Here is a 26,179-nt window from a genome sequence, read left to right on the forward strand (position 1 = left end):
GTCAGCTCCCGAGGACTCGGCGCGAGAAGCCGGAGGAGATCCCCGGGTCGCGCTGGAGGGTGAATTCGGCGAGGCGCGGGAAGCCGGCCTCGAACATCTCGCGCGTCATGCGCGCGTCCTTCGCCGGGTACAGCCGGCCGCCTGCGGCGAGCACCAGCGCGTCGAGGCGCTCGAACAGCGGCAGCGCGACGGGCGTGTTCGGGAAGTCGAGCGCGAAGCAGACCCCGGGCGCCGGGAAGCTCAGCAGGCCCGGCGACTCCAGCGGGCCGAAGGTCTTCAGCACGCCGAGGAAGGAGCCGGTGCCCGAGCCCGCGATCAGCGCGAGCATCTCGCGGGTCGTCTCGAGCGCTCCCTCCCACGGCACGGTGCTCTGGTACTGGTAGAAGCCACGCGGGCCGTACATCGTGTTCCAGCCCTCGATCGCGTCGAGCGGGTAGTTGAACTGCTCGTAGTGCTGCACGGAGCGGCGGGCGCGGGTCGCCTTCAGGCGGTAGTAGGCGCGGTTGAGCAGCGGCAGCGTCGCGCGGTTGACGACCGAGAGCGGGAAGGCGAAGGGCACCTTCAGCGAGCCCGGCCGGTTCTCCGGCAGCTCCGGGGCGGCCGTGCTGTCCGCGCGCGAGTAGACCCCGCGTCGACCGCCGCCCGTCGTCACGTCGATCCAGGCGACGGTGTGCTCGAAGACGTCCATCGACTCGTGCACGAGATCGAGATAGCCGTCGAGCGTCTGGAAGGGCACGTCCTCGCTGACGAGCCACGGCCCGGGGACACGGGCGAGCCCGAGCTCGACCTCGACGATCAGCCCGGTGAGCCCGAGGCCGCCGATCGTCGCCTGGAACAGTTCGACGTTCTCGGTCGGCGTGCAGCGTGAGGACGACCCGTCGCTGCGCAGGAGCGTGAAGGAGCGGACGTGCCGGCCGATCGTCCCGGCGGAGGCGTGGTTCTTGCCGTGCACGTCGTTCGCGATCGCGCCGGCGAGGGTGACGTTCTTCGTCCCGGGGGTGACCGGGAGCATCCAGCCGCGCGGCGCGAAGACGGCCTGCACGTCGCGCAGCAGCACGCCCGGCTCGGCCCGCAGCACGCCGGTCTCCTCGTCGAAGGCGAGCAGGCGGTCGAAGCCGCTGAAGTCCCAGATCCGGCCGCCGCCGTTGAGGGCGACGTCGCCGTAGCTGCGGCCGAGCCCGTAGGCGATCCCGCTGTCGCCCGCGGCCAGCGCGGCCTGCGCCTGCTCGACGCTCGTGATCCGGGTGACGCGGTGCTCGTCGCGCGAGAGCAGGCCCCAGGAGGAGACGGGGATGGTCATGCGGGCTCCTCTCGCGGGCCGGAGAACGTGACGTTCTTGTCGAGGTGGTACTTGGCGACGTAGCCGATGGCCAGGCCGATGACGGCCCCGGTGTAGCGGGCCAGGTCCGTGCCGAAGAGGTAGTCGAAGCCGAACTCGAAGCCCCAGAAGATCAGGGTCGTCACGCCGCTCATCACGCCGTAGAGGAGGAACGTCCTCAGCCCGTGCGCCGCATTCATCGTCTCGTGCTTGAAGATGAAGCGCTTGTCGAGCACGTACTTGGCGATCACCCCCGTCAGGGTGCCCGCGAGCACGGCGGCGACGGTGGCCCACTCCGCGTCGACGGCGAGCTCGACGAGCATCTGAGTGCCCAGATTCACCGCCGTTGCAAGGATCGCGAAGACGACGTACAGCGCGGCCGTCCGCATGCGCTTCCCTCCGTGGTGCTCCGGTCGTGAGCGCTGCGGATCCGGGCGGATGGGAGCGCGTTCACCCCCGATTGTAGGTTGGGCCCGCGTCACCCCGATCCCGCCCGATCCGGCCGTTCCTGGCCCCGTTCCCCCGAGAGGGAGACGTCGTGAACACCGCCCGCGCACTCGTCGCCGCCATGCGTCCGCGCCAATGGCTGAAGAACGTCCTGGTGCTGGCCGCTCCGGTCGCCGCCGCACGCATCCTCGAGCCCGAGATCCTCGTCGCGACCGTCATCGGGGTGATGGCGTTCAGCCTCGCCTCCTCCGGCGGCTACCTGCTGAACGACCTCCTCGACGTCGAGTCGGACCGCGTGCACCCGAAGAAGCGCTTCCGCGCGATCGCCTCGGGCGCGCTGCCGCTGAAGGTCGCCTGGCCGGCCGCGTTCGTGCTGATGATCGTGCCGGTGCTGGTGACCTTCCTCCTCGGCTTCACCTGGTTCGCGGCGACGCTCGCGGCCTACCTGGTGATGCAGATCTCGTACTGCCTCTGGCTCAAGCACGAGCCGGTCATCGACATCCTGATCGTGGCGGGCGGCTTCGTGCTCCGCGCGATCTCGGGCGCGGCCATCGCGGACATCCCGCTGACGCAGTGGTTCCTGCTCGCGGTGTCCTCGGGCTCGCTGTTCATGGTCGCGGGCAAGCGCTACTCCGAGAAGCTGCAGAGCGAGGGCAAGGAGGAGAGCCACACCCGCTCGACCCTCAAGGTCTACACGCCGGGCTACCTGCGCTTCATCTGGTCGGTCGCCGCGTCGCTGACGATGATCTCCTACGCGCTGTGGGCACTGTTCATCAACGGCGAGAACTCGCTCTGGTCGATGGCGTCGGTGGTGCCCTTCGGTGCGGCGCTCTTCCTCTACGCCCTCGACATCGAGCGCGGGCGGGCGTCGGCGCCGGAGGACATCGTGCTCGGCAACCTGCGGCTGCTGGTCTGCGGCGCGCTCTGGGCGGGGCTGTTCGTCGTCGCGATCATGACGCGGACGACCACGGGCTGAGGTCGCGGGTCGGGCGTCGGGCCGGGTCCGCCGCGGGATCGACGTCGTCGACGCCCTCGACCACCTCGCCGGGCTTCTCGAGGACCGCGAGCGCCTTCTCGGTGATCTCGTCGAGCAGGCCCGCGAGCTCGCGCTGGTCCTCCGGCACGTCGACCCCGCGGATCCCAGTGGCGCGGATGAGCAGCGGCAGGGTGCTGCCCTGGATCAGCAGCGTCCCAGCGATCTTCTCGCCTCGTTGAACGTCCGCGACTGCTGTGTCGTGTCCTCGGTGGGACCACCTCGGCCCCCGCACTACAGGAGGCATCATGCTCAAGCGAATCGCGACCACTGTGACGACTGCGGCGTTCGCCGCCGTCCTTCTCGCCGGATGTTCGACGGCCGCCGGCTCGGCCGCCTCGTCGGAAGCGCCGGCCGACAGCCCCTCCGCCTCCGCGATGGCCTCCGCCACCGCGACCGCCTCCGCTGAGACGGCGGCTCTCACGACGGCGTCCTCGCCGCTGGGCGAGATCATCACGGACGAGGCCGGCTCCACCGTCTACACGTTCACGAAGGACACGCAGAACTCGGGCAGCAGCAGCTGCTACGACGAGTGCGCCACGACCTGGCCGGCCGTGTCGGCGTCCAGCACGACCGCCGCGGACGGGATCACCGGAGAGGTCGGCTCGATCACGCGCACCGACGGGACGACCCAGCTGACCGTCGACGGATGGCCGGTCTACCGGTTCGCGAAGGACACCGCGCCGGGTCAGGTCAACGGGCAGGGTGTGAAGGACGCCTGGTACGTCCTCCTCCCTGACGGCACGATGAACAAGGAAGCCGCGGCCATGAGCACCGCCACCCCGGCGTCCTGATGCGACGGCGACCCGTCCCCGCGCAGCGAAGCGCATCGCCCGGACGGGTCGCCGGTTCTCGACAGGCAAGGACGGAGAGGGATGACCGGCAGTGATCGCAGCAACCGTGATGAGGGAGCGCGCCGTGGCGCTTCGAGGCGGTGAGCACTGTGCCCCGCCCCGTCGATGAGCTCCTGGCGGCGCTGTACGAGAGTCACGGCCCGGCGTTGCGGCGCTTCGTGCAGAACCTCACTCGGAATGCGGCGCTGACGGAGGACGTCGTGCAGGAGACGATGGTCCGGGCCTGGCAGCGCCCGCAGGTCCTCGAACGCGACGCCGACGCCGCGCGCGCGTGGCTGTTCACCGTCGCCCGCAACCTCGTCATCGACGACGCCCGCTCCGCTCGGAGCCGACGCGAAGTGCCGGCGAAGGACGAGGACGGCGGCGGCGCCGTCCCCGATCGCACCGACGCGGTCCTGGACAGCATCCTCGTCGCCGACGCTCTCGCCTCGCTGTCGGTGGAGCATCGTCGGATCGTGGTGGACGCGTACTTCCTCGGACACACCGTCCCCGAGATCGCCCGCCGGCACTCCATCCCCGAGGGAACAGCGAAATCCCGATTGCACTACGGACTGCGCGGTCTGCGACTGGCTCTGCAGGAAAGGGGCGTCACCCGATGAACGACCACCACGGAAGCTCTGCGACGGAGGACGAGTACCGCGACTGGGACGCGTCCTACGTCCTCGGCGCTCTCCCCGCGGATCAGCGACTCGAGTACGAGCAGCACCTCAGCGGCTGCGCGGCCTGCCGCGCGGCCGTGGCAGAGCTGGCAGGACTGCCCGGCATCGTCGGTCGCCTCTCCGTCGAGGACGCTCTCGCCATCAGCGCATCGGACGACGGCGAGGAGGCGCCGCCGTCGATGGTGACGCTGCCCGCCATCGCCCACCGTGTCCGGACGCGCCGACGTCGGCGCCGGCTGGTGACGTCCCTCGCCGTCGCGGCCGCCGTCACCGCCTCCGTCTTCGGAGGCGTCGCTCTCGGCACGGGCATCGCGGGCGCTCCCGTGGCGAGCGAGGCGACCCTCGAACCGATGGACCCGATCGCGGCCGATCCCGCTCTCGCTGCGGACATCCAGGTCGAGGGGAAGCCGTGGGGCACCCGGCTGGAGTGGAGCTGCACCTACAGTGGTGATGCGCCCGCCGACGCGGAGTACGAACTCGTGATCACCCGCACAGACGGCAGCACGATCACCGTCGCCACCTGGACGGCGGCCGGGCAGCGCGCCGTCGACCTGGCGGCGTCCACGGGCATCGCCCGGTCGGAGATCACCGGTGTCGACATCAGGGTCCGCGGCACGAACACCCCCCTCGTCCGCACCGACACCTGAGACACCATCCACCCGCAGGAGTCACCGACACTGCCCGCGGTGCCGCGGACACCGGACAGGAGCAGACCTTGAGCACCGAGACCACGCCGCTGCACATCACCCGCGAGGGCCCGAGAAGCTTCATCGGCCGCAACGCGCGAGGAGCCGAGGTCCGCATCGGCGGGTCGGAGGCCGACGGCGTGTTCTCGCCCGGCGAGCTGCTGCACCTCGCCCTCGCCGCCTGCGGCATGCTCTCCTCGGACCACCTCCTCGCCAGCCGGCTCGGAGCCGACTTCGAAGCGACCACCGACATCACCGCGACCAAGCCCGAGGGTGAGGACCGCTACGACTCGATCACCGCCGTGATCCGCGCCGACCTGTCGGCGCTCGATCCCGAGCGGATCGCCTCACTGTCCGAGCGCACCCGCCGGGCGGTCGACCGTCAGTGCACCGTCGGCCACACGCTCGAGCACGGCGCGGCGTACACCGTCGACATCGTGGACGACCAGGCCGGTCCCGTCAGCGGTCCGCGGACCGGGACCGTCTGAGATCAGCGCCTCATCGGTCACGAGGACCGGTGCCGACCGAGCCGCGGACGTCTGCCTTCCGTGCCGTCAGTCTGCGAGTCGCCGACCGGATCCGAGACGATTCGCGAGGCGGAGCGCGTTCACGGAGCGGAGGTGCTGGTCGGCGCGGTGACGTCCGTTGGCCGGTGAGGGGTGCGGTGCCGCGAGGACGGGGATGACACGGGGATCATCGTGCAGGGTCAGGTAGCGCATGACCCCGTCGAGCGCCACGGTCCCGTAGGTGACGACGGCGTCGAGCGCGGGCAGCAGCTCCAGCAGCTCACCGAGCGCGAGCCTGCCCTGCTCGATGTCCGCGGGGCGGACGCGGCCAGGGATCTCCCACGGGATGAGGTTCCATCGGAGGTAGTGGTCGCGGGAGAGTCCGGACTCGATGCGGGCCGCCCGGAACGCGGCGGCGGTGGGCCCGAGGTTGTCCTCACTGCAGACGGCAGCGGATCCCGCGGCGATCGTCCGAGGGCCGGGTGACTGCATCAGCACCAGGACGCGACTGGCGGTGCCGCCGGAGCGGGGATCGAAGCCCGGAACGAAGCGTCCGGTCGCGTCCGCGGTACTCCGCCAGGTCTCGGCGAGGGCGTTCAGGGTCCGGATGTCCACGATGATCCTCGATCCCGGTCAGGCCGGTCGCGGTGGTGCGAGCAGGGTGCCGCGGATCACGGAACCGTGGAAGGTGCGGGCGGCGACGAAGATCCACGCGGCGACCAGGCCGACGTAGTAGAGCACGGCGAGGCCGGCGACGACCGTGAGACCGGAGTGCAGGGCGAGGCCGTTCAGTCCGGTGACGCAGGTGCCGACGGGGAACGTGAACGACCACCACGTCAGGCTGAACGGCAGGTGCTCCTTCGCGGTGCGGAGGGTGATCGCGAGGGCGATGACGGTCCAGAGCAGTGCGAAGCCGAGCATCGCGAAGCCGTACACCAGAGCCACGACCAGCAGCGCACGCGCCGTGCCGGCGTCCACGACGGTGGGCGCGTTCGAGGCGAGCAGATTCACAGCGGTGATCGACTGTCCGACCGGACCGAGGACGATCCACAGCGTCGGCACCATCCCCGCCGCTCCGACCTTGTGCTGCGCGAGCCGGTTCCAGATCAGGGTGATCACCACCAGCGACGCGACCAGGCTGAGGCCGAAGAAGCCGTAGCAGGACCACAGGAGCGTCTCCCGCGCTTGCCCGGCGGGCGCGTACGGCAGCAGCAGTGCGCCGGTGGAAGCGGACACCATCGGCGGAACGATCGGCATCAGCCAGCCGCCGAACGCCGAATCGGGCTTGTTCTCGTGCCGGGTGAACGCGAGGTAGGGCACCAGGACCGCCGTCGCCAGCCCGCCGAGTGTCCCCGCACCCCAGAGCACCCAGTCGATGGTGACAGCGGCGGGCAGGCCGATCCAGTCCTTGCCGAGGAGGAGGGTTCCCGCGCCGACGGTGAGGAACGCCATGGGAGGCGCGCCGTAGAAGTGCGAGAGGACCGGATTCAGGTGGTGCCTCATCGCTGTACCGCGGTAGCGGACCCAGTGCAGCCCGGTCGCGACCGTCAGCGCGACGAGCAGCAGCGCGGCGATCGCCCAGACGACGGTGGCCCCGGTGCGGAGTCCGGGGAACTGGAGGGGCAGGGACGCGGCGGCGACCGCGACGATGCCGGTGCCCATGATCGACGCGAACCAGTTCGGCGTCAGGTTCGACACGATCAGTCCCGGATGCTCCAGCTCCCGGAACAAGCGCCTCGACCGCGGAGGATGCCCGATCGAGGAAGATGCGCGGGCGGGGGAGAGAGTTGTCATGACTCCAGCCTGAGCATCGCCGTCCCCAGCCGATACAGCGATCGTGTTGGCGGGGCACAATGAGTGCTTGTGGCGACGCGGCGATTGACGGACCGGATCCTGGATCTCGACACGCTGGAGGTGCTCGAACGCATCGCCGAGGCGGGCTCGCTCTCCCGCGCCGCCGAAGACCTCGGCGTCACCCAGCAGGCCGTCTCGGCGCGTCTGCGGGTCGCGGAGCGCGCCATCGGGCAGCCGCTCGTGCGCCGCTCTCCGACCGGGTCCCTGATGACCGACGCGGGCCGGCTCGTGCTCGAGCTGGCCGGCCCGGTCCTCGAGGCGTCCCGCCGCCTCGAGGCGGGCGCGGCAGCACTGCGACAGCCGACCGGCTCACTGGTCCTCGCGGCGTCGCAGACGATCGCCGAACTGCTGCTCCCACCCTGGCTCCTCGAATTCCGACAGCGCGCACCCGAGGTGAGTGTGCAGCTGATCGCCGGCAATTCAGCCACGGTCACAGAGCTCGTGCGATCCGGTGCGGCGCAGCTCGGATTCGTCGAGACTCCGGCGTCCACGGCCACGCTCTCCTCTCACGTGGTCACGGAGGACGAACTCGCTGTCGTCGTCGCACCGGACCACCCCTGGGCACGCGCGGCGAGTATCAGCGCCGAGGACGTGGCCGGGACCGCACTGCTGACACGAGAGGAAGGCTCCGGCACCCGGACGACCCTCGAAGCATGGCTCCACGACGCCGGGCTCGCACCCACGACTCCCGCCGCGATCCTGGAGACGACGGCGATCATCCGAGCGAACGCCCGCGCCGGCATCGCGCCCGCCGTCATGAGCATCCTCACCGTCGAAGCAGATCTCGCCGCGCGCTCACTGATACGAGTGCCCCTCCGCGGACCAGCACTCGTGCGACCCCTCCGCGCCATCTGGTCCGATCGCATCGGGTCGTCCGCGGCGGCGTTCCTGGAGATCGCGCACGAGATGCGCTGACCGGTGCACGGCCGGGCCGGGCCGAACCGGAGTGGTCACCTCTGCACACGGCGGCACGGACGTCATGTCGCGGTGATGGCGAAGAGCCCGCCGATGCCGACGGCGTAGAGCGCGAGCACGATCACCGAGTCGACTCCCATGCCGGCGATGCGGCGGGTGGGTCGGAAGATCAGTCCGACGACGTAGACGAGGGTGAGCACGGCGGCGAGAGCGGTGAGGTAGATGTCGGACGAGTTCGCCTGCGGGAGGACTGCGGTGCCGGAGAGGACGGTGGCGACGAGGAACAGGACGGGGAGGAAGGCGTTGCCGCCGAAGATGTCGCTGATGGCGAGGTTGTCGTCGCCCTGCTTGATGGCCTGCAGCCCGGTCGAGATCTCGGGGAGGGAGGTGGCGAGAGCGAGCACGGTGGCTCCGAACAGCACCCCTGAGAGACCGAGCTGCGAGGATGCCGCGTCACCGGCGCGCTCGAGCACGACACCGGCGAGGAGGGTCGCCGCGGCGGAGATCGTGAACACGACGGTCGCCTTGCGTGTGCTCATCGGGTGCGTCTTCTTCTTCGCGGGGGATGCTGTCGCGTCGGGGGCCCGCCCGTCCTCGTGCCAGGGGAGGTGCTTGCCGGAGCGCTGCACGAGCAGCAGCCCCACGACCCAGAGGCCGGCGATGAGGACGACGTCCGGGGTCAGGCGCAGCACTTCCAGTCCGGAGGGCAGCTGGCTGCCGGCGATGACGACGGCGAGCACCGCGACGACCACGAGCCCCTCGAGCACGAGTGTGAGGGACGCGGCACGGTAGGTGAGCGGCTTCGCACCCTTTCCGCGCTTGCCGAACAGGTCGAGGACGACGAGGACCACGGTCTGCAGTGCGATGCCGCCGAGGATGTTGCCGACCGCGACGTCCAGGTTCCCGGAGAGCGCGGCGGACACGGTGATCGCGATCTCCGGCAGGTTCGTCGCGACGGCGAGGACGATCAGACCGCCCAGCGCACTCCCCAGGTGCAGACGCGCGTCCAGAACGTCCGTCGCCTTCGACAACTGGATGCCGGCGATCCACACCACTGCGGCGGCGGCGAGGAAGACGACGACGAGAACAACGAGAGGCAGACCATCCATGCACTGAGTGAACCGCGCCGACGACGATTCGAGACCCCCTTGCGCCGGGGCTGCTTCTCACCGTCAGCACCGGCCGGTCCTCATGATCCCCCTCTCCCCGGTCGATGATTCGGAGCCGCTGCCCTGGTCCTGACCGAGGTGCGGGCGTAAGCTGACGGCAGTGGCGATGGATCCCGCCCGAGCGTGAGCTCGAACTGCCGCCGAGGCTGATGGTTCCTACCTTCTCGATCAGAGACCAGGTAGGTGACTCATGCCCGCGCATCCCCCGCTCGTCCTCGTGCGCCACGGTGAGAGTGCCGGCAACGCCGACGGTCTCTTCTGCGGCGTCCTCGACGTCCCCCTCACCGACCTCGGACGTGACGAAGCGCGACAGGCCGCGACGCTGCTGAGGGACGCATCGATCGACCCCGATCTGATCCTCACGTCGACCCTGCAACGCTCCACCGAATCGGCCCGGATCATCGCCGGCGCCCTTCCAGGGCGGCCGCGGATCGTCGCGGGCCAGTGGCGGCTGAACGAGCGCAACTACGGAGCGCTCACCGGCCTGTCGAAAAGCGCCGTCAGAGCCCAGTACGGGGCCGACGCCTTCCTGGAGTGGCGCCGGTCGATGGACGTCCGCCCGCCTGCTCTGTCCGCCGCCGCCTTCGCGCAGCTGCACAGGTCCGCGGCGTTCCGTGAGCAGCCGGCCGAGGCGATGACGGAGACGGAGTCGTTGCGCGACGTCGTCCACCGTCTGCAGCCGCTCCTCGAGGAGCGCATCCTGCCCGCCCTCGAGGAGGGCGAGACGGTGCTCATCGTCGCGCACGGCAACTCCCTGCGCGCGCTGCGCGCCCTTCTCGACGACCTCGGCGATGCCGCGGTCCGCGATCTGAACATCCCGACCGGTCAGCCGTACCTGTACGACACCGGGCCGTCCGGGACACCGATCTCGAGGAGCGGACGCTACCTCGACCCCGCAAGAGCCGACCGGGCGGCGATCACGCTCGCCCACGAAGGAGGAACCTGATGAACGACTACATCAGCCACACCCGCACCAGCATCCACGGATCGGGCGAGTACGTCGCCCACCCCGCCGGACACCCGCTGGTCATCACCGACGTCGCCGCACGGCAGATCCTCGACTCCCGCGGCTTCCCGACCGTCGCTGTCACCCTGCGTCTGGACGACGACACCGTCCTGGACGCCTCCGCCCCCGCAGGCGCCTCGACCGGCGCGTTCGAAGCGGTCGAGCTGCGCGACGGCGGCCCCGCGTTCGGCGGACGCGGAGTCCGCTCCGCTGTCGCGGCCGTCGACGGCGAGATCCGCGCCCTCCTGCTCGAGCACTCCTGGACCTCGCTTCGCGAGATCGACGAAGCGCTGCGAGCACTGGATGGAACCGCGAACCTCGCCCGCCTCGGAGCGAACTCCGTCGTCGCCGTCTCCATCGCGGCCGCCCGCGCCTTCGCAGCGCGCACCGGCCTGCCCCTGCACCGGTGGATCGCCGATCACACCGGGGCGACCGCCTCCCTGCCCGTCCCGCACTTCAACGTCATCAACGGCGGCGCGCACGCCGCGAACGGCCTCGACTTCCAAGAGTTCATGATCGCCCCCGTCTCCGCCGGCACCGAGGAGGAGGCCGTGCAGGTCGGCGCCGAGATCTATCACGCCCTCGCCGCCCGCGTCCGCACCGCCTACGGCACCTCCGGGCTCGGAGACGAGGGCGGCTTCGCGCCCCCCATCGACCGGCCCGAAGACGCCCTGGACCTCCTCGTCGCAGCGATCACCGACGCCGGATACCAGCCCGGCACCGGTGACATCGCGATCGCGATGGATCCCGCCGCGAACGGCTTCTTCCACGGCGACGGCCACTACACCGTCGCCGGCACCGACCTCGACCGCGACGCACTCGCCCGCTACTACGAGAAGCTGATCGGGGACTACCCGATCCGCAGCATCGAGGACGGCTTCGCCGAGGACGACCACGAGGGCTGGGCCCTCCTCGCCCACACCATCAGCGACCGGGTGCAGCTCGTGGGAGACGACCTCTACGTCACCGACGCCGACCGCATCCGCGACGGAGCCCGCAACGGCTACTCCAATGCCGCACTCATCAAGCCCAATCAGATCGGCACCGTCACCGGCACCCTCGACGCGATCGCGGCCGCGCACGACGCCGGCATGCGCTGCATGGTCTCCCACCGCTCCGGCGAGACCCTCGACACCTTCATCGCCGACCTCTCGGTGGGAACCGGAGTCGGGCAGATCAAATCCGGCGCCCCCGCGCGCGGCGAGAGGGTCGCGAAGTACAACCGCCTCGTCGACATCGAGCACCTCGACCCCGCGCTGCACTACGGTCTCACCCACTGACCCGCCCCCTCCCGAAAGGCCCCACTCCTCGTGACCGATGACCTCCACCGTCACCGCCCCCCGGACCCCGACCCCGAGCTGCCGGTCGACAGCGACCTCGACGTCGACGACGCCCCCGACGGGACGCCACGACCCGTGCACCTGCGCCTGCGGTACCTCCTCCTCGTCGCCGCAGGCGGCACGGTCGGGACCGGGGCGCGGGAGGGCCTGACCCTCGCGTTCCCCGCCGGTCCCGCCTTCGACACCGTCGTCTTCGCCATCAACATCGTCGGCGCGCTCCTGCTCGGCGTGCTCCTGGAGGGCCTCGCCAGAGCCGGCAGCGACGAGGGCCGACGCCGCACCGCACGGCTGCTGCTCGGTACCGGAGCGCTCGGAGGCTTCACCACCTACAGCACCCTCGCCACCGACACCGCCCACCTGCTCACCACAGGACACCCCGCACCCGCCGCCCTCTACGCGCTCGGCACCGTCCTCCTCGGTGCCCTCGCGTCCTGGACCGGGATCGTCCTCGCCGCAGCACTCCACCGGCGACGCACGCAGAGGAAGGTGCCGGCATGACACCCGCACTGTTCCTCGCGCTCTCCCTCGCCGGTGGAATCGGAGCCGCAGCACGGCTCCTCCTCGACGGGCTCATCAAAGCCCGCACCGGCGGCGCCTACCCCTGGGGCACCACCGTCATCAACGTCACCGGATCACTCCTCCTCGGACTGATCACCGGGCTCGCCCTCGCAGGCATCGCCCCCGAATCGTGGCGACTCGTCCTCGGCACCGGCTTCCTCGGCGGCTACACCACCTTCTCCACCGCCAGCCTCGAAACCGTGCGCCTCCTCGCCGAAGGACGCCGCCTCGCCTCGGTCACCAACGCCCTCGGCATGCTCCTCCTCAGCGTCATCGCCGCAGCAGCAGGACTCTGGCTCGGAGGCGCGCGATGAGCATCATCGATGGCCGCGAGAGCGGGAGCGGTTCTCTTCCTCGACGCTGATGACGGCGGCGATGCCGAGCTCCATCAGAGCGTCCTGCGGGCGGAGTCGGGCATCGGCGGTCTCGATTCGGCGAGGGGGAGGCGCCTGTCCGCGCGCGGGCGCTCGCGCGCGCGGTCGAGGCCGGACTGCGAGTCTGCGCTCGTGTCCGGCCTCGGCCCAGAAGGTTGCGGGTGGCGGGTGCGTGGCTCCGCGACCCGGCATCTCCTGGGAAGAGACGCCCTCCTGCATGCCGGTCGAGCAGCCGCGCAGGGGCGTCTCTGCATGCTGGTCGAGTAGCCGCGCAGGGGCGTCTCTGCATGCTGGTCGAGTAGCCGCGCAGGGGCGTCTCTGCATGCTGGTCGAGTAGCCCCGCAGGGGCGTATCGAGACCCGACTCCCCACGGACGTCGGTCGCCTCCCTGCCCTGCTGCCGCTCGTCAGCGCCGGTCGAGGACCCGGACGAGGCCGATCAGGAGGGCGATCGTCCCCAGCGCGGCGATCGCGATCGCGGCGGCTCCGGCCGGGCCGAGCGAGAGCGCCCAGTCGACGACGGCGGTCCGCAGCCCGGCGTCGGCGGCGAGGAGGAGCAGGAGGACCGCGACGGCGGCCTGGACCAGCCCCCAGACGATCGCGCCGGCGCGGATCCTGGGCCGCTTCGCGGTCTCCGTGGCGGTGCTGGTCTGCGTGGCGGTGGTGCTCTGCGCGGTCATCGTCCTGCCTCCGTCGGGGTCGTGCTGTCGGTCCCGGGCGGGGTGCCGGGGTCTGTCGGGGTGGTGGGGTCCGTCGGGGTGCCGGTGTCCGTCGGGGTCGGCAGGTCGGTCGCGGCAGCGGTCGCCCCCGAGGTCGGCTCCGCGGTCGCAGTGCCGTCCTGGTCGAGTGCGGCGCCGCTGGTCGAGTCCTCGGCGGTCCGGTCGTAGACGGTGACCCCGCCGCGGCCCTGCGCGATCCGGACGACGACCGGCTCGGCGTCCGGGTCGCCGAAGGTCTGCGTCCAGGTGGCTCCGTCGCGGCTGTACTCGACGTTCTCCGGCTCGGAGCCCACGTCGCCGTCGGCGAAGGCGGTGGTCAGCCAGTAGTAGCCGTTCGCCGTGGACGCCTCGACGCGGACCGCCGCTCCGGCCATCGGCACGACGGTGATGTTCCCGGCGCCCTGCCAGACGTCGATCACCTCCCCCGGAGCACCCAGCGACGGGTCGATCGTGATCTGCAGGTCGCCCGCCACCATCGCGTAGCTGCCGGGAACCGCGTTCGAGAGGCCGTACGAGCTGAGCATCGGCAGCAGCTGGCGCTCGGGCGGCACGAGCGACGCCGTCGAGGCCGTCAGCACCGTGATCACCGAGACCGCGATCAGGAGGATCGCGCGCCGGCGCAGCAGTCCCGCGGCGACGATCGCCAGGGCGAGCACCAGGGTCGCGACGCTGAAGCCGACGACGGTCGCGGTCGAGCCGGAGACGGTGAGCGACGCGATCGCGCCGACGACGGCGGCCAGGCCGAGCACGAGCAGGGTGACGCTCCTCCGCAGCCGCGGGTTCGCCTCGCGGTGCAGCCGACGCCGCTCGAGGCGCGCCGCGGTGATCGCGGCGGCTCGGAGGCGCGACTCCTCGGCACGGGCCCGGGCCGTCTCGCGGGCGGTCGCGCTCTCCTGGGCGCGGAACGCCTCCCGCTCGGCCTTCCACTCCTCCTGGCGCTCGCGCCACAGCGCGAGGTCCTCCGGGGTGCTGGGCCGCGCCTCGGCCGGGCGCTGCGGGGGGAGGAGAGGAGCGGCGCTCGCCGGGTCGCCGGTGGGAGCGGGGTAGGCGGCGGTCGAGGCGCCAGGCCCCTCGGGGCCGCCGTACGGCGGGGGCGTCGGGTCGGTGCGGCCCGAGCGGCGGGCGATCCAGACCACGAAGAGCACGATGAGCACCAGGACGACGACCGTCCAGAGGGCACGGCCGGTGGCGGGCGCCCAGGGCACCGTCCCGGTGTACGCGCCGCCGAGCGACCAGAAGCCCTGCGCGACCGGGAGCATCGAGGCGAGCACCAGGGCCCCGATCCCGGCGTGGACCCGGGTCAGGCGGCCGCGGAGCAGCTCCTCGACCGGCAGCACGCCGTCCTCGTCGGGCAGCAGCAGCCAGGCCGCCGCGTAGAAGAGGAAGGCCGGGCCGCCGAGGACGGCGACCACGACGAAGATCCCGCGCACGATCAGCGGGTCGATGCCGAGGCGATCGGCGATGCCGGAGCAGACGCCGCCGACCCAGCCGGGCCGGCGGGCGAGATCGAGGGAGCGCAGCCAGAGGAGGAAGCGGTTCTCGGAGGAGGAGTCGGGGCCGGGTGCGGAGGCGCCGGGGCCGGGGGTGCCGGTCCCGGGATCGCCTGCTCCGGCGGTCGGGTCCGGCGTCGGCGGATCGCCCGCCGTCTCCTGCGCCGGGTCCGGCGGGGTCGTGCTCGCTGCTGTCATGGCTCGAGTGTGACCCTCCTCCACAGCCGCCGACCATCGGGGGAACCCCTGATCCGACCCCGACTCCCGCCCCGGCGACCCCGACGACCTGTTTGGATGCAGGGGTGAGCACACCCACCCTCCCGAGCACCGCGGCGCATCCGCCGCGGCGTCGGCCGTCCCCGGGCCGATCGTCCGTGGGTCGGCCCGCCTCGGCCCGGCCTCCGCTGCGCCGCCCGCGCCGGATGGTCCTCGGCGGCGTGTGCGCGGCGCTCGCCGAGCACCTGGGCCTGCGCCCGGGGACGGTGCGCTTCCTCATGATCGTCGCGACGCTGCTGGGCGGCGGCGGCGCGCTGCTCTACCTGTGGCTCTGGGCGCTGGTGCCCCTGCGCGACGCGGGCGCGGACTCCGGTGCGCAGACCGGCGGTGTGCGGCGGGCCGTCCCGGTCGCCGTGCTGCTCGTCGGCGTCGCCGGGGCCGCGACGCTCTCGGTCGTGGTCGCACTGAGCGGGGGCGACGACGCCGACGTCACCCGGGCGCTCGCCGCCGTCGCGGTGCTCTCCGGCGGCGCCGTCGCCTGGAGTCTCGGACTCGACCGCGGCGATCCGTCCCGCTCGGCGCGCTCCTCCGCCCTGGTCCGCCTCGCCGCCTGCGCCGTGCTCGTCGTCGCCGGGGCCGCCGTGCTCACGGCCCGCCCGAGCGCGGTCAACGCGGTGCTGGCCGTCGGCGTCCTCCTGGTCGCCGCGGGCGTGCTCGCCGCGCCCCGGATCGTCACGCTGTGGACCGAGCTGATGGGCGAGCGCGCGGCGCGGGTGCGCGAGGAGCAGCGCGCCGAGATCGCCGCGCACCTGCACGACTCGGTGCTCCAGACCCTCGCGCTGATCCAGAACCGGGCGGGTGCCTCGAGTGAGGTCGCCCGCATCGCCCGCGCGCAGGAGCGGGAGCTGCGCGACTGGCTCTTCGAGCGGGACGTCCCGGTCGCGAACGACCTGGCGGCCGAGATCCGCGCCATCGCCGCCGCGATCGAGCTCGATTGGCCGGCGACGCTCGAGGTCGTCGCGGTGGGGGCCTCGGTGCCGGGCGCCGCCCCCGTGCTCGCGGCGACCCGCGAGGCGATGCTGAACGCCGCCCGGCACGCGGGCGGCGAGGTCTCGGTCTACGTCGAGTCGTCGGCCACCGGGGTCGACGTCTTCGTGCGCGACCGCGGTCCCGGAGTCGACCTCGGCGCGCTCCCCGGCGACCGCCTCGGCATCCGCGAGTCGATCGTCGGCCGGATGGCGCGCGCCGGCGGCAGTGCGACCGTGCGGCCCGGAGCGGGCGGCTCGGGCACCGAGGTCCACCTGCGCCTGCCGGCGGGGGCCGAGCGGTGACCCGCGTCGTGCTGGTCGACGACCACTCCATCTTCCGCTCCGGCCTGCGCGCCGATCTCGCCCCCGAGCTCGACGTCGTGGGCGAGGCGGCCGACGTCGACTCCGCCGTCGCGCTGGTCGCGGCCGAGCGTCCGGATGTCGTGCTGCTCGACGTGCACCTGCCCGGCGGCGCGGGTGGCGGCGGCGCCGAGGTCCTGCGCCGCAGCGCCGCGCACCTCGACGCTGTCCGCTTCCTGGCGCTGAGCGTCTCGGACGCGGCGGAGGACGTGGTCGGCGTCATCCGCGCCGGCGCCCGCGGCTACATCACCAAGGCGAGCTCGGGTGCCGAGGTCAGCCGGGCGGTCCTCGCGGTGGCCGGCGGCGACGCCGTCTTCTCGCCGCGCCTGGCCGGCTTCGTCCTCGACGCCTTCGGCGCCCTCAGCGGCGAGCAGGCGGAGTCCGTCGACGAGCTCGACCGCCTCTCGGCTCGCGAGCGCGAGGTGATGCGCCTCATCGCCCGCGGCTACGCCTACAAGGAGGCCGCCGCCGAGCTCTTCATCTCGGTGAAGACCGTCGAGTCCCACGTCTCCGCGGTCCTCCGCAAGCTCCAGCTCTCCTCCCGCTACGAGCTGACCGCCTGGGCTTCGGCCCGCCGTCTCCTCTGACCGGCCGCCCGCCCGGGCGATGGCACCGCCGCGGAGAACGGCGGGTCTCGATACGCCCCTGCGGGGCTACTCGACCAGCATGCAGGGGGCGTCCGACTCATGCTGATCGAGTAGTCCGCGGAGCGGGCGTATCGAGATCCACCCGCCGAGCGACGCCGGGTCCTGAGACTCCCCGCCGGAAGCTAGAACGAGAGCAGCGGGAGGAACGGCAGCGCGGCCAGCGCCGCGAGCGTGCCGAGCGCCGCGCCCGCGAGCACGTCGGTCGGGAAGTGCATCCCGAGCACGAGGCGCGACAGCAGCATCACCAGCACGACGAGGACGGCGAGCGGCCAGAGCGCGGGCAGCATCACGGCGAACACGATCGCCGCGGCGGTGGTCGAGGACGCGTGCGAGCTCGGGAAGCTGAGCTTGCTCGGCGCCGTCCCCCGCACCTCGACGCCCTCGCCGAGGGGCCGCGGCCGCCGGACGACGCGCTTGATCACGATCGACAGCCCGTGCGCCACGACGATCGCGACGTCGCAGAGCGCCCACGCCCAGAAGCGGGACGGATCGGCGAACGCACCGACCACGCCCAGCAGCAGCCAGCCCGCGGCGTGCTCGCCGAAGAAGCTGAGCCAGCGGGCGATCGGGCGCAGAGGCGGTGCCAGCGGCGAGCGCTGCACAGCGACGATGACCGCTGACTCGCGGCTCCGGAGGGTCGACATTGCGCTCAACCTAGCGCACCCCTCGGGCCCCTTTGTGCAGGCGCCCGTCCGTTGTGCAGGCGTCAGTCCGTTGTGCAGGTGTCCGTCCGATGTGCAGCCGACCGGCCGCGGAAAGCCCCTGCCGCCGCGTCGAGTGCGCCGCCGAGCGTCGGATCGCCTGCACAACGGACCTGCGTCCCCGATCAGGCCTCCGGCTCGGCCTCCGTGCCGGCCGCGCGGCGGCGCGCACCCAGACCCAGTGCGGCCGCACCCGCGGTCAGCAGGGCGGCGGCGCCGGCGACGAGGCCGACGCTCTCGACACCGGTCGAGGCGAGTCCGCCGGTCGTGCCGCCGCCCACGGGCAGGGGGACGGGCGTGCCGGTCGGCGCGACGGTCGGAACAGCGGTCGGCGCGGCGATCGGCCCGGCGGTGGGCGCAGCGGTCGGTCCGGCCGTCGGCCCCGCGGTCGGAACCGCGGTCGGTCCGGCCGTCGGAGTCGCCGTCGGCGCCGTGGTCGGCCCCGCGGTCGGCGTGGGCGTCGGCGTGACGAGCTGCGACGCCGGCAGGATCTGCACGATCGTCGGGCGCGGCGCCGCGACGGCACCGGCCGCGAGGGCTCCGGTGGCAGCGAAGTCCGGGAAGTACGAGCTGGGCTCCTCGAAGGTGCCCTCCTCGCCCGGGTGCTGGACGGCCACGAACACGTGCTGGTCCTGGTCGTGCACGATCGGGCCGCAGGTCTCGGCATCGCGCGGGACCGAGAGGAACTGCTCCACCCGCCCGCGCTCGGCGCCCTCGAGTGCCACCTTGAAGAGGCCGTCGTTGTAGCCGATGCCGCTGGGGGCGCCGTCGGTCGAGATCCAGAGGTTCCCGACGGAGTCGAACGCGAGGTTGTCGGGGCAGGAGATCGGCGAGACCTGGTCGACCGGGAAGCCGGAGAAGTAGACCGTGTCGCCCTGCGCGACGTCGCCGCAGAGCATCAGCAGGTTCCAGGTGAAGGTGCGGCCGGTCTGGTCGCCGCCGTCCTCGATGATCTCGACGATGTGGCCGTCGCGGTTCTCGGTGCGCGGGTTGACCTCGGTCGGCCCCTCCTTGCCCTCGGTGCCGCGGTTGGAGTTGTTGGTGCAGGCCACGTAGATCCGGCCGCTGACCAGGCTCGGCTGGACGTCCTCGCAGCGGTCCATCTTCGTCGCGCCGGCGATGTCGGCGGCCATGCGGGTGTGCACGAGCACCTCCTCGACGCTCATGCCGGCGATCATCGACGCGCCGTCGAGGACCAGGGGCAGCCAGGAGCCGATGCCGTCGAAGCCGCCGTCCGAGGGGACCGCACCGGTGCCGGTGATCTCGGCGACAGGGGAGTCGCCGGTGAAGCTCGCGACGAAGAGGTCGCCCTCCTCCAGCAGCGTCTTGTTGTGCGCGCGGTCGCCCTCGATGTAGCGCTTCTTCGAGACGAACTTGTAGAGGTAGTCGAAGCGCTCGTCGTCGCCCTGGTAGGCGACCACGCGGCCGTCCGGGGCGACGATGACGTTCGCGCCCTCGTGCTTGAGGCGGCCGAGCGCGGTGTGCTTCTTCGGGGTCGACTCCGGCTCGAAGGGGTCGAACTCGACGATCCAGCCGAAGCGGTTCGGCTCGTTCTCGTAGCCGGGCGTGCGGGCGTCGAAGCGCGGGTCGTCGAGCTCCCACAGGCGGGCGGTCTCGGCGTCGGTCAGGCCGTAGCGCTTCTCGGCGTCGCTGGTCGCGGTGGCGCGGAAGTAGCCGTTGAAGTTCTCCTCGCCGGAGAGGATCGTGCCCCACGGCGTGGTGCCGCCGGAGCAGTTGCCCAGCGTGCCGAGGACGGAGCGTCCCGTCGGGTCGGCGGCGGTCTTCAGCAGCGCCGAGCCGGCCGCGGCGCCGGTGACCTCGTACGGAGTGTCCAGCAGGTAGCGGCGGTTGTGCTCGCCGCCCTGGACGTAGGCCCAGGGGCGGTCGACGGCGGTGCGGACCAGCTCGACGACGCTGAGGCCGTGGGCGGCGCGGCCGACGGCGCGGACGCGCTCGGGCTCGGCCTCGAGCTGCGCGGCCGGGAACATGATCGACTCGTTCGTGTACTCGTGGTTCACGACCAGCAGCGCGCGCAGGCGCTTCGAGCCGGGGATCTCGACGATGTCGGTGTAGTCGTTGTTGTAGCCGAACTGCGCGGCCTGGGCCGCCTCCGTCTGGTTCCGGATGTCGAACGCGGGGCTGTCGGCGAAGAGCGGGTCGCCCCAGCGGATGATCGGCTGCCAGGCGAAGCCCTCGGGGACGGTGAACTCGTCGACCGTGTACGGCACCGGGGCGATCGGGGTGAAGGCGAGCGGGGAGCCGCCGACCGCGGCACCGGCGACGGCCGCCTCCGCGGTGGGGGCGCCGCCGGCCGAGGCGACGGCGACGGTGACCGCGCCGGCGAGGCCCAGGCCGAGGGCGCTGCGGCGCGAGATCTGCCGGGCGACGATGTCGCGGAACGAGCTGTTGTGCGAGGTGTTGCAGGCGGCGGTCGAGCACGCGTTGGCGCACTTGAGGGCGCAGGTGACGGGGCTGCGCTTGCCGCGCACGTGCCCCGCCATGGGGAGGAGGAGCGGGCGGCGGGCGGTGTCGGTCATGCGAGGTCCTTCGATCGGCAGGCAGTGCGATCGAGTGGACCAGTGCGAGGGGACGGGGATCCCGCTCAGCGGCGGCCTCTCCCTGAACGGAATGTGAACGTTCTCACAAGAAGGTGAGGCTATCCTTCGTCGCTCCGGCGGGCGCCCCGGGCCGCCAGCACCGCGCCGACGTTGTCCGCGATCCACTCGACCACGGGCAGCAGCCGCTCGGCCAGCTCGGCCCCGAGCGGCGTCAGCGCGTAGTCGACCCGCGGCGGGATGACGGGGTGCGCCTCGCGCTGAACGAAGCCGTCCTCCTCGAGGGTGCGGAGGGTCTGCGCCAGCATCTTCTCGCTGATGCCGCCGATCCGCCGCCGCAGCTCGCCCCAGCGCAGGCCGCGCTCGGCCAGGGCGGCGAGCACGAGCACGCCCCACTTGCTCGTCACGTGGCCGAAGACCTCGCGGCTCGGGCAGTCGGCGGAGTAGACGTCGCCGGTGAGGAGGGGGCTCTGGATGATGGTCACAGGAGTACTAACAAAATAGTGGGTACTGCATTCCGGGAAGTTCTGGCGTCGTCGTCCGGTTCCTCTTCTCCGACGGCGCCCCACCCGCCGTCTCCCGAACGGAAGGACCACCCTCATGACCCTCGTCGTCACCGGAGCCACCGGCCACCTCGGCCGTCTCGCCGTCGAGCACCTGCTCGCCCGCGGCACCGCCGCCTCCGACATCGTCGCCACCGGCCGCGACGCCGCCAAGCTCGAGGCGCTCGCCGCCGACCTCGGCGTCCGCACCGCCGTCGCCGACTTCGAGGACCCGGCCTCGCTCGACGCCGCCTTCTCCGGCGCCGAGGCCGTGCTGCTCGTCTCCGGCTCGGAGGTGGGCAAGCGCGTCGCGCAGCACACCGCCGCGATCGAGGCCGCCGCCCGTGCCGGCGCGCGCCTGGTCTACACGAGCGCGCCGAAGGCGACCACCAGCCCGCTGATCCTGGCCCCCGAGCACAAGGCGACGGAGGAGGCGATCGCCGCCGCCGGCATCCCCGCCGTGATCCTCCGCAACGGCTGGTACAACGAGAACTACGCGCAGACCGTCGCCGAGCTCGCCTCGACCGGCACCGCCCTCTCCAGCGCCGGCGACGGCCGCGTCTCCAGCGCCGCCCGCACCGACTACGCCGAGGCGGCCGCCGTCGCGCTGCTCGACGCGTCCCTGGTCGGCTCGGTGCACGAGCTCTCCGGCGACACCACCTGGAGCTTCGACGAGCTCGCGGCCCTCGTCGGCGAGGTCGCCGGCCGCGACGCCGCGATCACGCACGTCGACGCCGCCGAGCACGCCCGCATCCTCACCGAGGCCGGCGTCCCCGAGGGCGGCGTCGGCTTCGTCGTCGGCCTCGACGCGAACATCGCCGACGGCCTCCTCGGCGAGACCGACGGCTCGCTCGCCCGCCTGATCGGCCGCCCGACCACCCCGATCCGCGCCTACGTCGAGGAGCAGCTCGCCGGCTGAGCCGCCGCCTCCTGCCGGGGCTGCCCCACCGGCTGATCACCGACTGACCTCCGGCTCGCAGAATCCGCGCCGGCTCGCCGGATCGTCCGGTTCTCGCGAGCCGGAGGTGTTCTCTCGTGCCCGACTTCTGACTGGTCCACCTCCGGCATGCGGAATCCGCTCCGGCTCGTCGGATCGGCCTGTTCCCGCGTGCCGGAGGCGGTTCCGCGTGCCGGAGCTGCGACTGGTGAACCTCGGGCCGGCGGAAGCCGCTGCGGCGCGTCCGATCGGCCGGACTCGGCGTGCCAAGGTGTCCACGCGTCGGAAGTTGCGAACGGACGGCCCTGGCGGCCCTCCGTCATCGACGCGCGGCCCGGCGAGGAGGGCCGAGAACGAAGCAGGCCCCCGACGAGTCGGGGGCCGCGCCCGGTAGTCGAGACACCCGGGTGATTATGCGCCGACACTACCGGGGGCGCGCGAATGTGTCGGGCTCTAACGCATCGCCGACGCACCTCCGGCTCGCAGAATCGGCTCGGGCTCGATGAATCGGCCGGTTCCCGCGTGCCGGAGGCGGTTCCGCGAGCCGGACTCGCGCCCGCGGGCCGCGGTGTCCGACCCCCGACGTAGGCTTGACGCCATGACCTCGACGACGCCTCGCTCCGGTATCGACCTCTCCGAACTCGACCCGGCGACGCGTCCGCAGGACGACCTCTACCGCCACGTCAACGGCCTGTGGATCGACCGCACCGAGATCCCGAGCGACAAGGCGCGCTACGGCTCCTTCCACGTGCTCCAGGAGGAGGCGGAGAAGGCGGTCCGCGACATCATCGTCGAAGCGCAGTCCGCCCCGCAGGGCACCGAGGCGCGGATGTTCGGCGACCTCTACACCTCCTTCCTCGACGAGGAGCGCGCCGAGGAGCTCGGCGCCGCCCCGCTCGCCGACGACCTCGCGGCCGTGCAGCGCGTCGACTCGATCGCCGGGCTGCTGCAGGCCGTCGGCGCCTTCGAGCGCGCGGGCGTCCCCGGCCTCTTCGGCCTCTTCGTCGACAACGACCCGGGCGACCCCGAGCGGTACCTCGTCTTCGTCAACCAGGGCGGCCTCGGCCTGCCCGACGAGAGCTACTACCGCGAGGAGGAGTTCGCCTCCGTCCGCGAGGCGTACCTGCCCTTCGTCGCCCGGATGCTCGGGTTCGCCGGCCTCGACTCGCCGGAGTCGCGCGCCGAGCGCATCGTCGCGCTCGAGACCGACCTCGCCGCCGTGCACTGGGACAAGGTGCGCAGCCGCGACAGCCAGGCCACCTACAACCTCCGCTCCTGGACCGAGGTCACCGAACTCGCCGCCGGCATCGACCTCGACGTCTGGCTGACCGCGATGGGCGCGCCGGAGGGGGCGCTCGCCGAGGTCGTCGTGCGCCAGCCGAGCTTCCTCGAGGGGCTCGCCGGCCTGCTGACCGACGACCGCCTCCCCGCCTGGCGCGACTGGCTGTCCTGGCAGGTGATCCGCGGCGCCGCGGCCTACCTCTCCAGCGACTTCGTCGACGCCAACTTCGACTTCTACGGCCGCACCCTCACCGGCACACCGCAGAAGCGCGAGCGCTGGAAGCGCGCCGTCTCGCTCGTAGAGGGCTCGCTCGGCGAGGCCGTCGGCCGGATCTACGTCGAGCGCCACTTCCCCGAGACGGCGAAGGCCGCGATGGACGTCCTCGTCGCGAACCTGATCGAGGCCTACCGCCGCTCGATCGTGGACCTCGAGTGGATGGGCGCCGACACCCGCGAGCGCGCGCTCGAGAAGCTCGCGAAGTTCACGCCGAAGATCGGCTACCCGGTCCGCTGGCGCGACTACTCCGCCCTCTCGATCGACCCGGCGGACCTGGTCGGCAACGCCCGCCGCGTCGCCGCCTTCGAGTTCGACCGGGAGCTCGGCAAGATCGGGAAGCCGCTCGACCGCGACGAGTGGTTCATGACGCCGCAGACCATCAACGCGTACTACAACCCCGGCTTCAACGAGATCGTCTTCCCCGCCGCGATCCTGCAGTTCCCCTTCTTCGACGAGTCGCGCGACGCCGCGGCCAACTACGGAGCGATCGGCGCGGTGATCGGCCACGAGATCGGCCACGGCTTCGACGACCAGGGCTCGCGCTTCGACGGCGACGGCCGCCTCACCGACTGGTGGACCGAGGACGACCGTGCCGCGTTCGAGGAGCGCACGAAGGCGCTGATCGCGCAGTACGACGCCCTCGCCCCCGCGACGACGCCCGGCCACCACGTCAACGGCGCGCTCACCATCGGCGAGAACATCGGCGACCTCGGCGGCCTCGGCATCGCGTGGAAGGCCTACCTGCTCTCGCTCGACGGCGAGGAGTCGCCCGTGATCGACGGCCTGACCGGCGCGCAGCGCTTCTTCCTCTCCTGGGCGCAGGCCTGGCAGCAGAAGGCGCGCGACGAGGAGACGATCCGCCTGCTCGCCATCGATCCGCACTCGCCGTCGGAGTTCCGCTGCAACCAGATCGTCCGGAACCTGGACGAGTTCTACGCTACTTTTGACGTCACCGAAGGCGACTCCCTCTGGCTCCCGCCGAGCGAGCGCGTCGCCATCTGGTAGTCGCCGCCGACTGCCGTCCCGCACCACGGGCGAGCGGCGGGCATCGAGAGCCGACCGATGCCTCCCGCGCCGTCCGTCCACCGACGCGTCGTCGCGGTGGACCCCGCTCCTCGCCTCCGCACCGACCGTTCCACCGACCCGGAGAGAGGCCGCAGCCGTGGTGATCCCCGCCCACGAGACCCGTCGCGAGAGTCGTCGCGCCCGCCGAGGCCGGCACAAGGGCGACTACGACCACGACGACTTCCAGCGCGGCTTCGACGCGCTCGGCCGGCTCGCCCTGGACGGCGTCGTGGTGTCGGCGCGCGCGGTCGACCTCGGCACCGGCCGCGCGCTCTTCGCGGTCGACGACTCCGTCTCGATGCCGACGGCGTCCGTCGGCACGATCGTGCTCCTGGTCGAGGTCGCGGCGCGGCTCGCCACCGATCCGCAGGAGAACCTGCGCCTCGTCGACCGCACCGCCGCCGACGCCGTCACCGGCACGGGGATCTGGCAGCACCTGCAGATCCCGTCGATGCCGATCGCGGATCTCGCCGCCCTCGTCGGGGCGACCAGCGACAACCTGGCCACCAACGTCCTCCTCCGCCGGGTCGGACTCGACGCCGTCCGCGAGCGCGCCGAGGCGCTCGGCCTCTCGCGCACCGCGCTGCTCGACGTCGTCCGCGACGAGCGCGGGCCGGACGACGCCCCGCAGCTCTCCATCGGCTCGGCCAGCGAGCTGACCTGGCTGCTCGCGACCCTCGCGAACGGCGAGGTCGTCGACCCCGCGGTCAGCTCGCGCGTCATCGGCTGGCTCTCGCTGAACAGCGACCTGTCGATGGTCGCCTCCGCCTTCGGCCTCGACGCGCTCTCGCACCGGCAGCCCGATCACGGGGTCCTGCTCGTCAACCGGACCGGCACCGACGTCGGCGTCCGCGCCGAGGTCGGCGTGCTCCGCGGCCCTCGCGCCGGCGTCGCCTACGCCGTCATCACGCAGTTCGACGACTCGAGCCTGCGCTACCGCCTCGCGGTGCTCGACGGCATGCGCACGCTGGGCGTCGACCTGCTGGAGTACGTGCACTGACGGTCGCAGTGGCCGCATGCTTCCGCTCGCTCCCTTGCGGTCCGCGCTCGCCGACCTCCGGCTCGTGAAACATCGTCCGGCTCGCCGGAATCGCGAGGTCCGGCGTGCCGGAGTCCGTCGTGCGTGCCGGAGGGGTCCACTCGCCCCCCGGCGGGATGTTCGGCACGCCGAATCACGTCCGGCTCGCGCGAAGCGCACGATTCCGCGTGCCCATGTCGGTTCCGCGTGCCGGAGGTGCTCGCCGGGTGCGGCGCCGTCAAGCAGGTGACCGGGCCCGGAGGCGCGACCTAGGCTGCCCGCAGCGGCGCCGCCTCCCGGTGCGCCGCGGAGAGGACACCATGAGCAGCTTCGGCTTCGACGCCCCCGAGGACGTCACCGACACCACCCGTCCCGCCGCCGACTCCCTGCCGGTCCCCCCGGAGGACCCGGCCGAGGTCGACGACACCGGGGCGACCGGAGAGGCGACCGACGAGGGCGCCGACTCCCGCCTCGACGCCGACTCCCGCCTCGACGACGACCAGGACCCGCCGGAGCACCCCTTCGTCCCCTCGCCCAGCTGAGCGACGGACCGGGCTCCGACCCGGTGCGTGCACAACTAAGGCTGGAAGGGTCGGATCGGCCCGAAAACGCCCGATCCGCGGCT

Annotated in this window: 26 protein-coding genes, 1 pseudogene and 1 riboswitch; of the genes and pseudogenes, 16 read left to right on the top strand and 11 right to left on the bottom strand. The window is 72.3% G+C overall.

All coding sequences use genetic code 11. The features are described 5' to 3' along the window. Position 1: 1 nt before the first annotated feature. Positions 2-1,300 (bottom strand): FAD-binding oxidoreductase, encoded by a 1,299-nt coding sequence (locus EDF35_RS07200; RefSeq protein WP_133961389.1) that lies wholly within the window; start codon positions 1,298-1,300, stop codon positions 2-4. Next, positions 1,297-1,707, bottom strand: a complete 411-nt coding sequence (locus EDF35_RS07205; protein WP_123706071.1) for a GtrA family protein — start codon at positions 1,705-1,707, stop codon at positions 1,297-1,299. The genes EDF35_RS07200 and EDF35_RS07205 overlap by 4 nt, the downstream gene beginning before the upstream one ends. A gap of 149 nt (positions 1,708-1,856) precedes the next feature. On the opposite strand from EDF35_RS07205, the gene EDF35_RS07210 reads away from it, so the two are divergent. Next, positions 1,857-2,741, top strand: coding sequence for a decaprenyl-phosphate phosphoribosyltransferase (locus EDF35_RS07210; protein WP_133961391.1), 885 nt, complete (start codon positions 1,857-1,859; stop codon positions 2,739-2,741). Here the strand turns inward: EDF35_RS07210 and EDF35_RS07215 are convergent. Next, the gene (locus tag EDF35_RS07215) at positions 2,716-3,048 is read right to left on the bottom strand and encodes a hypothetical protein (RefSeq protein ID WP_133961393.1); all 333 of its coding nucleotides are present in this window, start codon (positions 3,046-3,048) and stop codon (positions 2,716-2,718) included. The genes EDF35_RS07210 and EDF35_RS07215 overlap by 26 nt on opposite strands. Between EDF35_RS07215 and EDF35_RS07220 the strand changes: the two genes are divergently transcribed. The 4 genes from EDF35_RS07220 (at position 3,047) to EDF35_RS07235 (ending at position 5,485) form a co-directional block, all read left to right on the top strand. Beyond that, the gene (locus tag EDF35_RS07220; protein WP_133961395.1) at positions 3,047-3,592 is read left to right on the top strand and encodes a hypothetical protein; all 546 of its coding nucleotides are present in this window, start codon (positions 3,047-3,049) and stop codon (positions 3,590-3,592) included. The genes EDF35_RS07215 and EDF35_RS07220 overlap by 2 nt on opposite strands. 149 nt (positions 3,593-3,741) lie before the next feature. Next, positions 3,742-4,251, top strand: a complete 510-nt coding sequence (locus tag EDF35_RS07225; protein ID WP_056045897.1) for a sigma-70 family RNA polymerase sigma factor — start codon at positions 3,742-3,744, stop codon at positions 4,249-4,251. Next, positions 4,248-4,958, top strand: coding sequence for a zf-HC2 domain-containing protein (locus EDF35_RS07230; protein ID WP_123447193.1), 711 nt, complete (start codon positions 4,248-4,250; stop codon positions 4,956-4,958). The genes EDF35_RS07225 and EDF35_RS07230 overlap by 4 nt, the downstream gene beginning before the upstream one ends. 68 nt (positions 4,959-5,026) lie before the next feature. After that, on the top strand, positions 5,027-5,485 hold the full coding sequence (locus tag EDF35_RS07235) for an OsmC family protein (RefSeq protein ID WP_133961397.1): 459 nt from the start codon (positions 5,027-5,029) through the stop codon (positions 5,483-5,485). Positions 5,486-5,551: 66 nt separating this feature from the next. Here the strand turns inward: EDF35_RS07235 and EDF35_RS07240 are convergent, their stop codons facing one another. Together EDF35_RS07240 and EDF35_RS07245 are read right to left on the bottom strand one after the other, a co-directional pair. After that, positions 5,552-6,118, bottom strand: a complete 567-nt coding sequence (locus EDF35_RS07240; RefSeq protein ID WP_243839870.1) for a uracil-DNA glycosylase family protein — start codon at positions 6,116-6,118, stop codon at positions 5,552-5,554. Positions 6,119-6,136: 18 nt separating this feature from the next. Beyond that, a complete protein-coding gene (locus EDF35_RS07245; protein WP_243839871.1) occupies positions 6,137-7,201 on the bottom strand; it encodes a TDT family transporter in 1,065 nt (354 codons plus the stop codon). A gap of 180 nt (positions 7,202-7,381) precedes the next feature. On the opposite strand from EDF35_RS07245, the gene EDF35_RS07250 reads away from it, so the two are divergent. Next, complete coding sequence (locus EDF35_RS07250; RefSeq protein ID WP_243839872.1) at positions 7,382-8,272, top strand: LysR family transcriptional regulator; 891 nt, start codon at positions 7,382-7,384, stop codon at positions 8,270-8,272. Between the two features lie 62 nt (positions 8,273-8,334). Here EDF35_RS07250 and EDF35_RS07255 read toward each other — a convergent pair whose 3' ends face one another. Continuing rightward, a complete protein-coding gene (locus EDF35_RS07255) occupies positions 8,335-9,381 on the bottom strand; it encodes a sodium:calcium antiporter (RefSeq protein WP_133961403.1) in 1,047 nt (348 codons plus the stop codon). 153 nt (positions 9,382-9,534) lie between these two features. Continuing rightward, positions 9,535-9,607, top strand: a riboswitch (Fluoride riboswitch). A gap of 24 nt (positions 9,608-9,631) precedes the next feature. Here EDF35_RS07255 and EDF35_RS07260 point away from each other — a divergent pair. The 4 genes from EDF35_RS07260 to crcB are packed head-to-tail and all read left to right on the top strand — an operon-like array spanning position 9,632 to position 12,659. Further along, positions 9,632-10,387, top strand: a complete 756-nt coding sequence (locus tag EDF35_RS07260; protein ID WP_133961405.1) for a 2,3-diphosphoglycerate-dependent phosphoglycerate mutase — start codon at positions 9,632-9,634, stop codon at positions 10,385-10,387. After that, positions 10,387-11,727 (top strand): phosphopyruvate hydratase, encoded by a 1,341-nt coding sequence (gene eno, locus EDF35_RS07265; protein ID WP_133961407.1) that lies wholly within the window; start codon positions 10,387-10,389, stop codon positions 11,725-11,727. Before EDF35_RS07260 ends, eno begins: the two co-directional genes overlap by 1 nt. Positions 11,728-11,757: 30 nt before the next feature. Beyond that, the gene (locus tag EDF35_RS07270; RefSeq protein WP_243839873.1) at positions 11,758-12,285 is read left to right on the top strand and encodes a CrcB family protein; all 528 of its coding nucleotides are present in this window, start codon (positions 11,758-11,760) and stop codon (positions 12,283-12,285) included. After that, complete coding sequence (crcB, locus tag EDF35_RS07275) at positions 12,282-12,659, top strand: fluoride efflux transporter CrcB (RefSeq protein ID WP_133961409.1); 378 nt, start codon at positions 12,282-12,284, stop codon at positions 12,657-12,659. Before EDF35_RS07270 ends, crcB begins: the two co-directional genes overlap by 4 nt. 466 nt (positions 12,660-13,125) lie before the next feature. On the opposite strand, the gene EDF35_RS07280 is transcribed toward crcB, so the two are convergent. Together EDF35_RS07280 and EDF35_RS07285 are read right to left on the bottom strand one after the other, a co-directional pair. After that, on the bottom strand, positions 13,126-13,398 hold the full coding sequence (locus EDF35_RS07280; protein WP_123447184.1) for a hypothetical protein: 273 nt from the start codon (positions 13,396-13,398) through the stop codon (positions 13,126-13,128). Then, complete coding sequence (locus EDF35_RS07285) at positions 13,395-15,125, bottom strand: PspC domain-containing protein (protein WP_133961411.1); 1,731 nt, start codon at positions 15,123-15,125, stop codon at positions 13,395-13,397. Before EDF35_RS07285 ends, EDF35_RS07280 begins: the two co-directional genes overlap by 4 nt. 104 nt (positions 15,126-15,229) lie before the next feature. Between EDF35_RS07285 and EDF35_RS07290 the strand changes: the two genes are divergently transcribed. Further along, on the top strand, positions 15,230-16,474 hold the full coding sequence (locus tag EDF35_RS07290) for an ATP-binding protein (protein WP_243839874.1): 1,245 nt from the start codon (positions 15,230-15,232) through the stop codon (positions 16,472-16,474). Beyond that, the gene (locus EDF35_RS07295; RefSeq protein ID WP_123447181.1) at positions 16,471-17,118 is read left to right on the top strand and encodes a response regulator transcription factor; all 648 of its coding nucleotides are present in this window, start codon (positions 16,471-16,473) and stop codon (positions 17,116-17,118) included. Before EDF35_RS07290 ends, EDF35_RS07295 begins: the two co-directional genes overlap by 4 nt. Before the next feature lie 182 nt (positions 17,119-17,300). Here the strand turns inward: EDF35_RS07295 and EDF35_RS07300 are convergent, their stop codons facing one another. The 3 genes and pseudogenes from EDF35_RS07300 to EDF35_RS07310 form a co-directional block, all read right to left on the bottom strand. Further along, positions 17,301-17,822: a phosphatase PAP2 family protein gene (locus EDF35_RS07300; RefSeq protein WP_123706057.1), complete on the bottom strand. Its 522-nt coding sequence runs from the start codon at positions 17,820-17,822 to the stop codon at positions 17,301-17,303. A gap of 545 nt (positions 17,823-18,367) precedes the next feature. Then, positions 18,368-20,416: pseudogene (locus tag EDF35_RS07305) on the bottom strand (PhoX family phosphatase); the annotation flags it as partial. A 119-nt stretch (positions 20,417-20,535) separates the two neighbouring features. Continuing rightward, entirely contained in the window at positions 20,536-20,919 is a 384-nt protein-coding gene (locus EDF35_RS07310) for a helix-turn-helix domain-containing protein (protein ID WP_243839875.1), read from the bottom strand. Between the two features lie 115 nt (positions 20,920-21,034). Between EDF35_RS07310 and EDF35_RS07315 the strand changes: the two genes are divergently transcribed. The 4 genes from EDF35_RS07315 to EDF35_RS07330 all read left to right on the top strand — a co-directional run bounded on the left by EDF35_RS07315 (position 21,035) and on the right by EDF35_RS07330 (position 26,096). Then, on the top strand, positions 21,035-21,895 hold the full coding sequence (locus EDF35_RS07315) for an NmrA family NAD(P)-binding protein (RefSeq protein WP_133961415.1): 861 nt from the start codon (positions 21,035-21,037) through the stop codon (positions 21,893-21,895). Positions 21,896-22,511: 616 nt separating this feature from the next. Continuing rightward, a complete protein-coding gene (locus EDF35_RS07320) occupies positions 22,512-24,476 on the top strand; it encodes a M13-type metalloendopeptidase (RefSeq protein ID WP_133961417.1) in 1,965 nt (654 codons plus the stop codon). 157 nt (positions 24,477-24,633) lie between these two features. Then, the gene (locus EDF35_RS07325; RefSeq protein ID WP_123447174.1) at positions 24,634-25,536 is read left to right on the top strand and encodes a serine hydrolase; all 903 of its coding nucleotides are present in this window, start codon (positions 24,634-24,636) and stop codon (positions 25,534-25,536) included. A 338-nt stretch (positions 25,537-25,874) separates the two neighbouring features. After that, on the top strand, positions 25,875-26,096 hold the full coding sequence (locus tag EDF35_RS07330; protein ID WP_133961419.1) for a hypothetical protein: 222 nt from the start codon (positions 25,875-25,877) through the stop codon (positions 26,094-26,096). The last annotated feature ends 83 nt before the right edge of the window (positions 26,097-26,179 follow it).

The organism is Rathayibacter sp. PhB151, assembly GCF_004366415.1.
In the GTDB taxonomy this organism is placed as follows: domain Bacteria; phylum Actinomycetota; class Actinomycetes; order Actinomycetales; family Microbacteriaceae; genus Rathayibacter; species Rathayibacter festucae.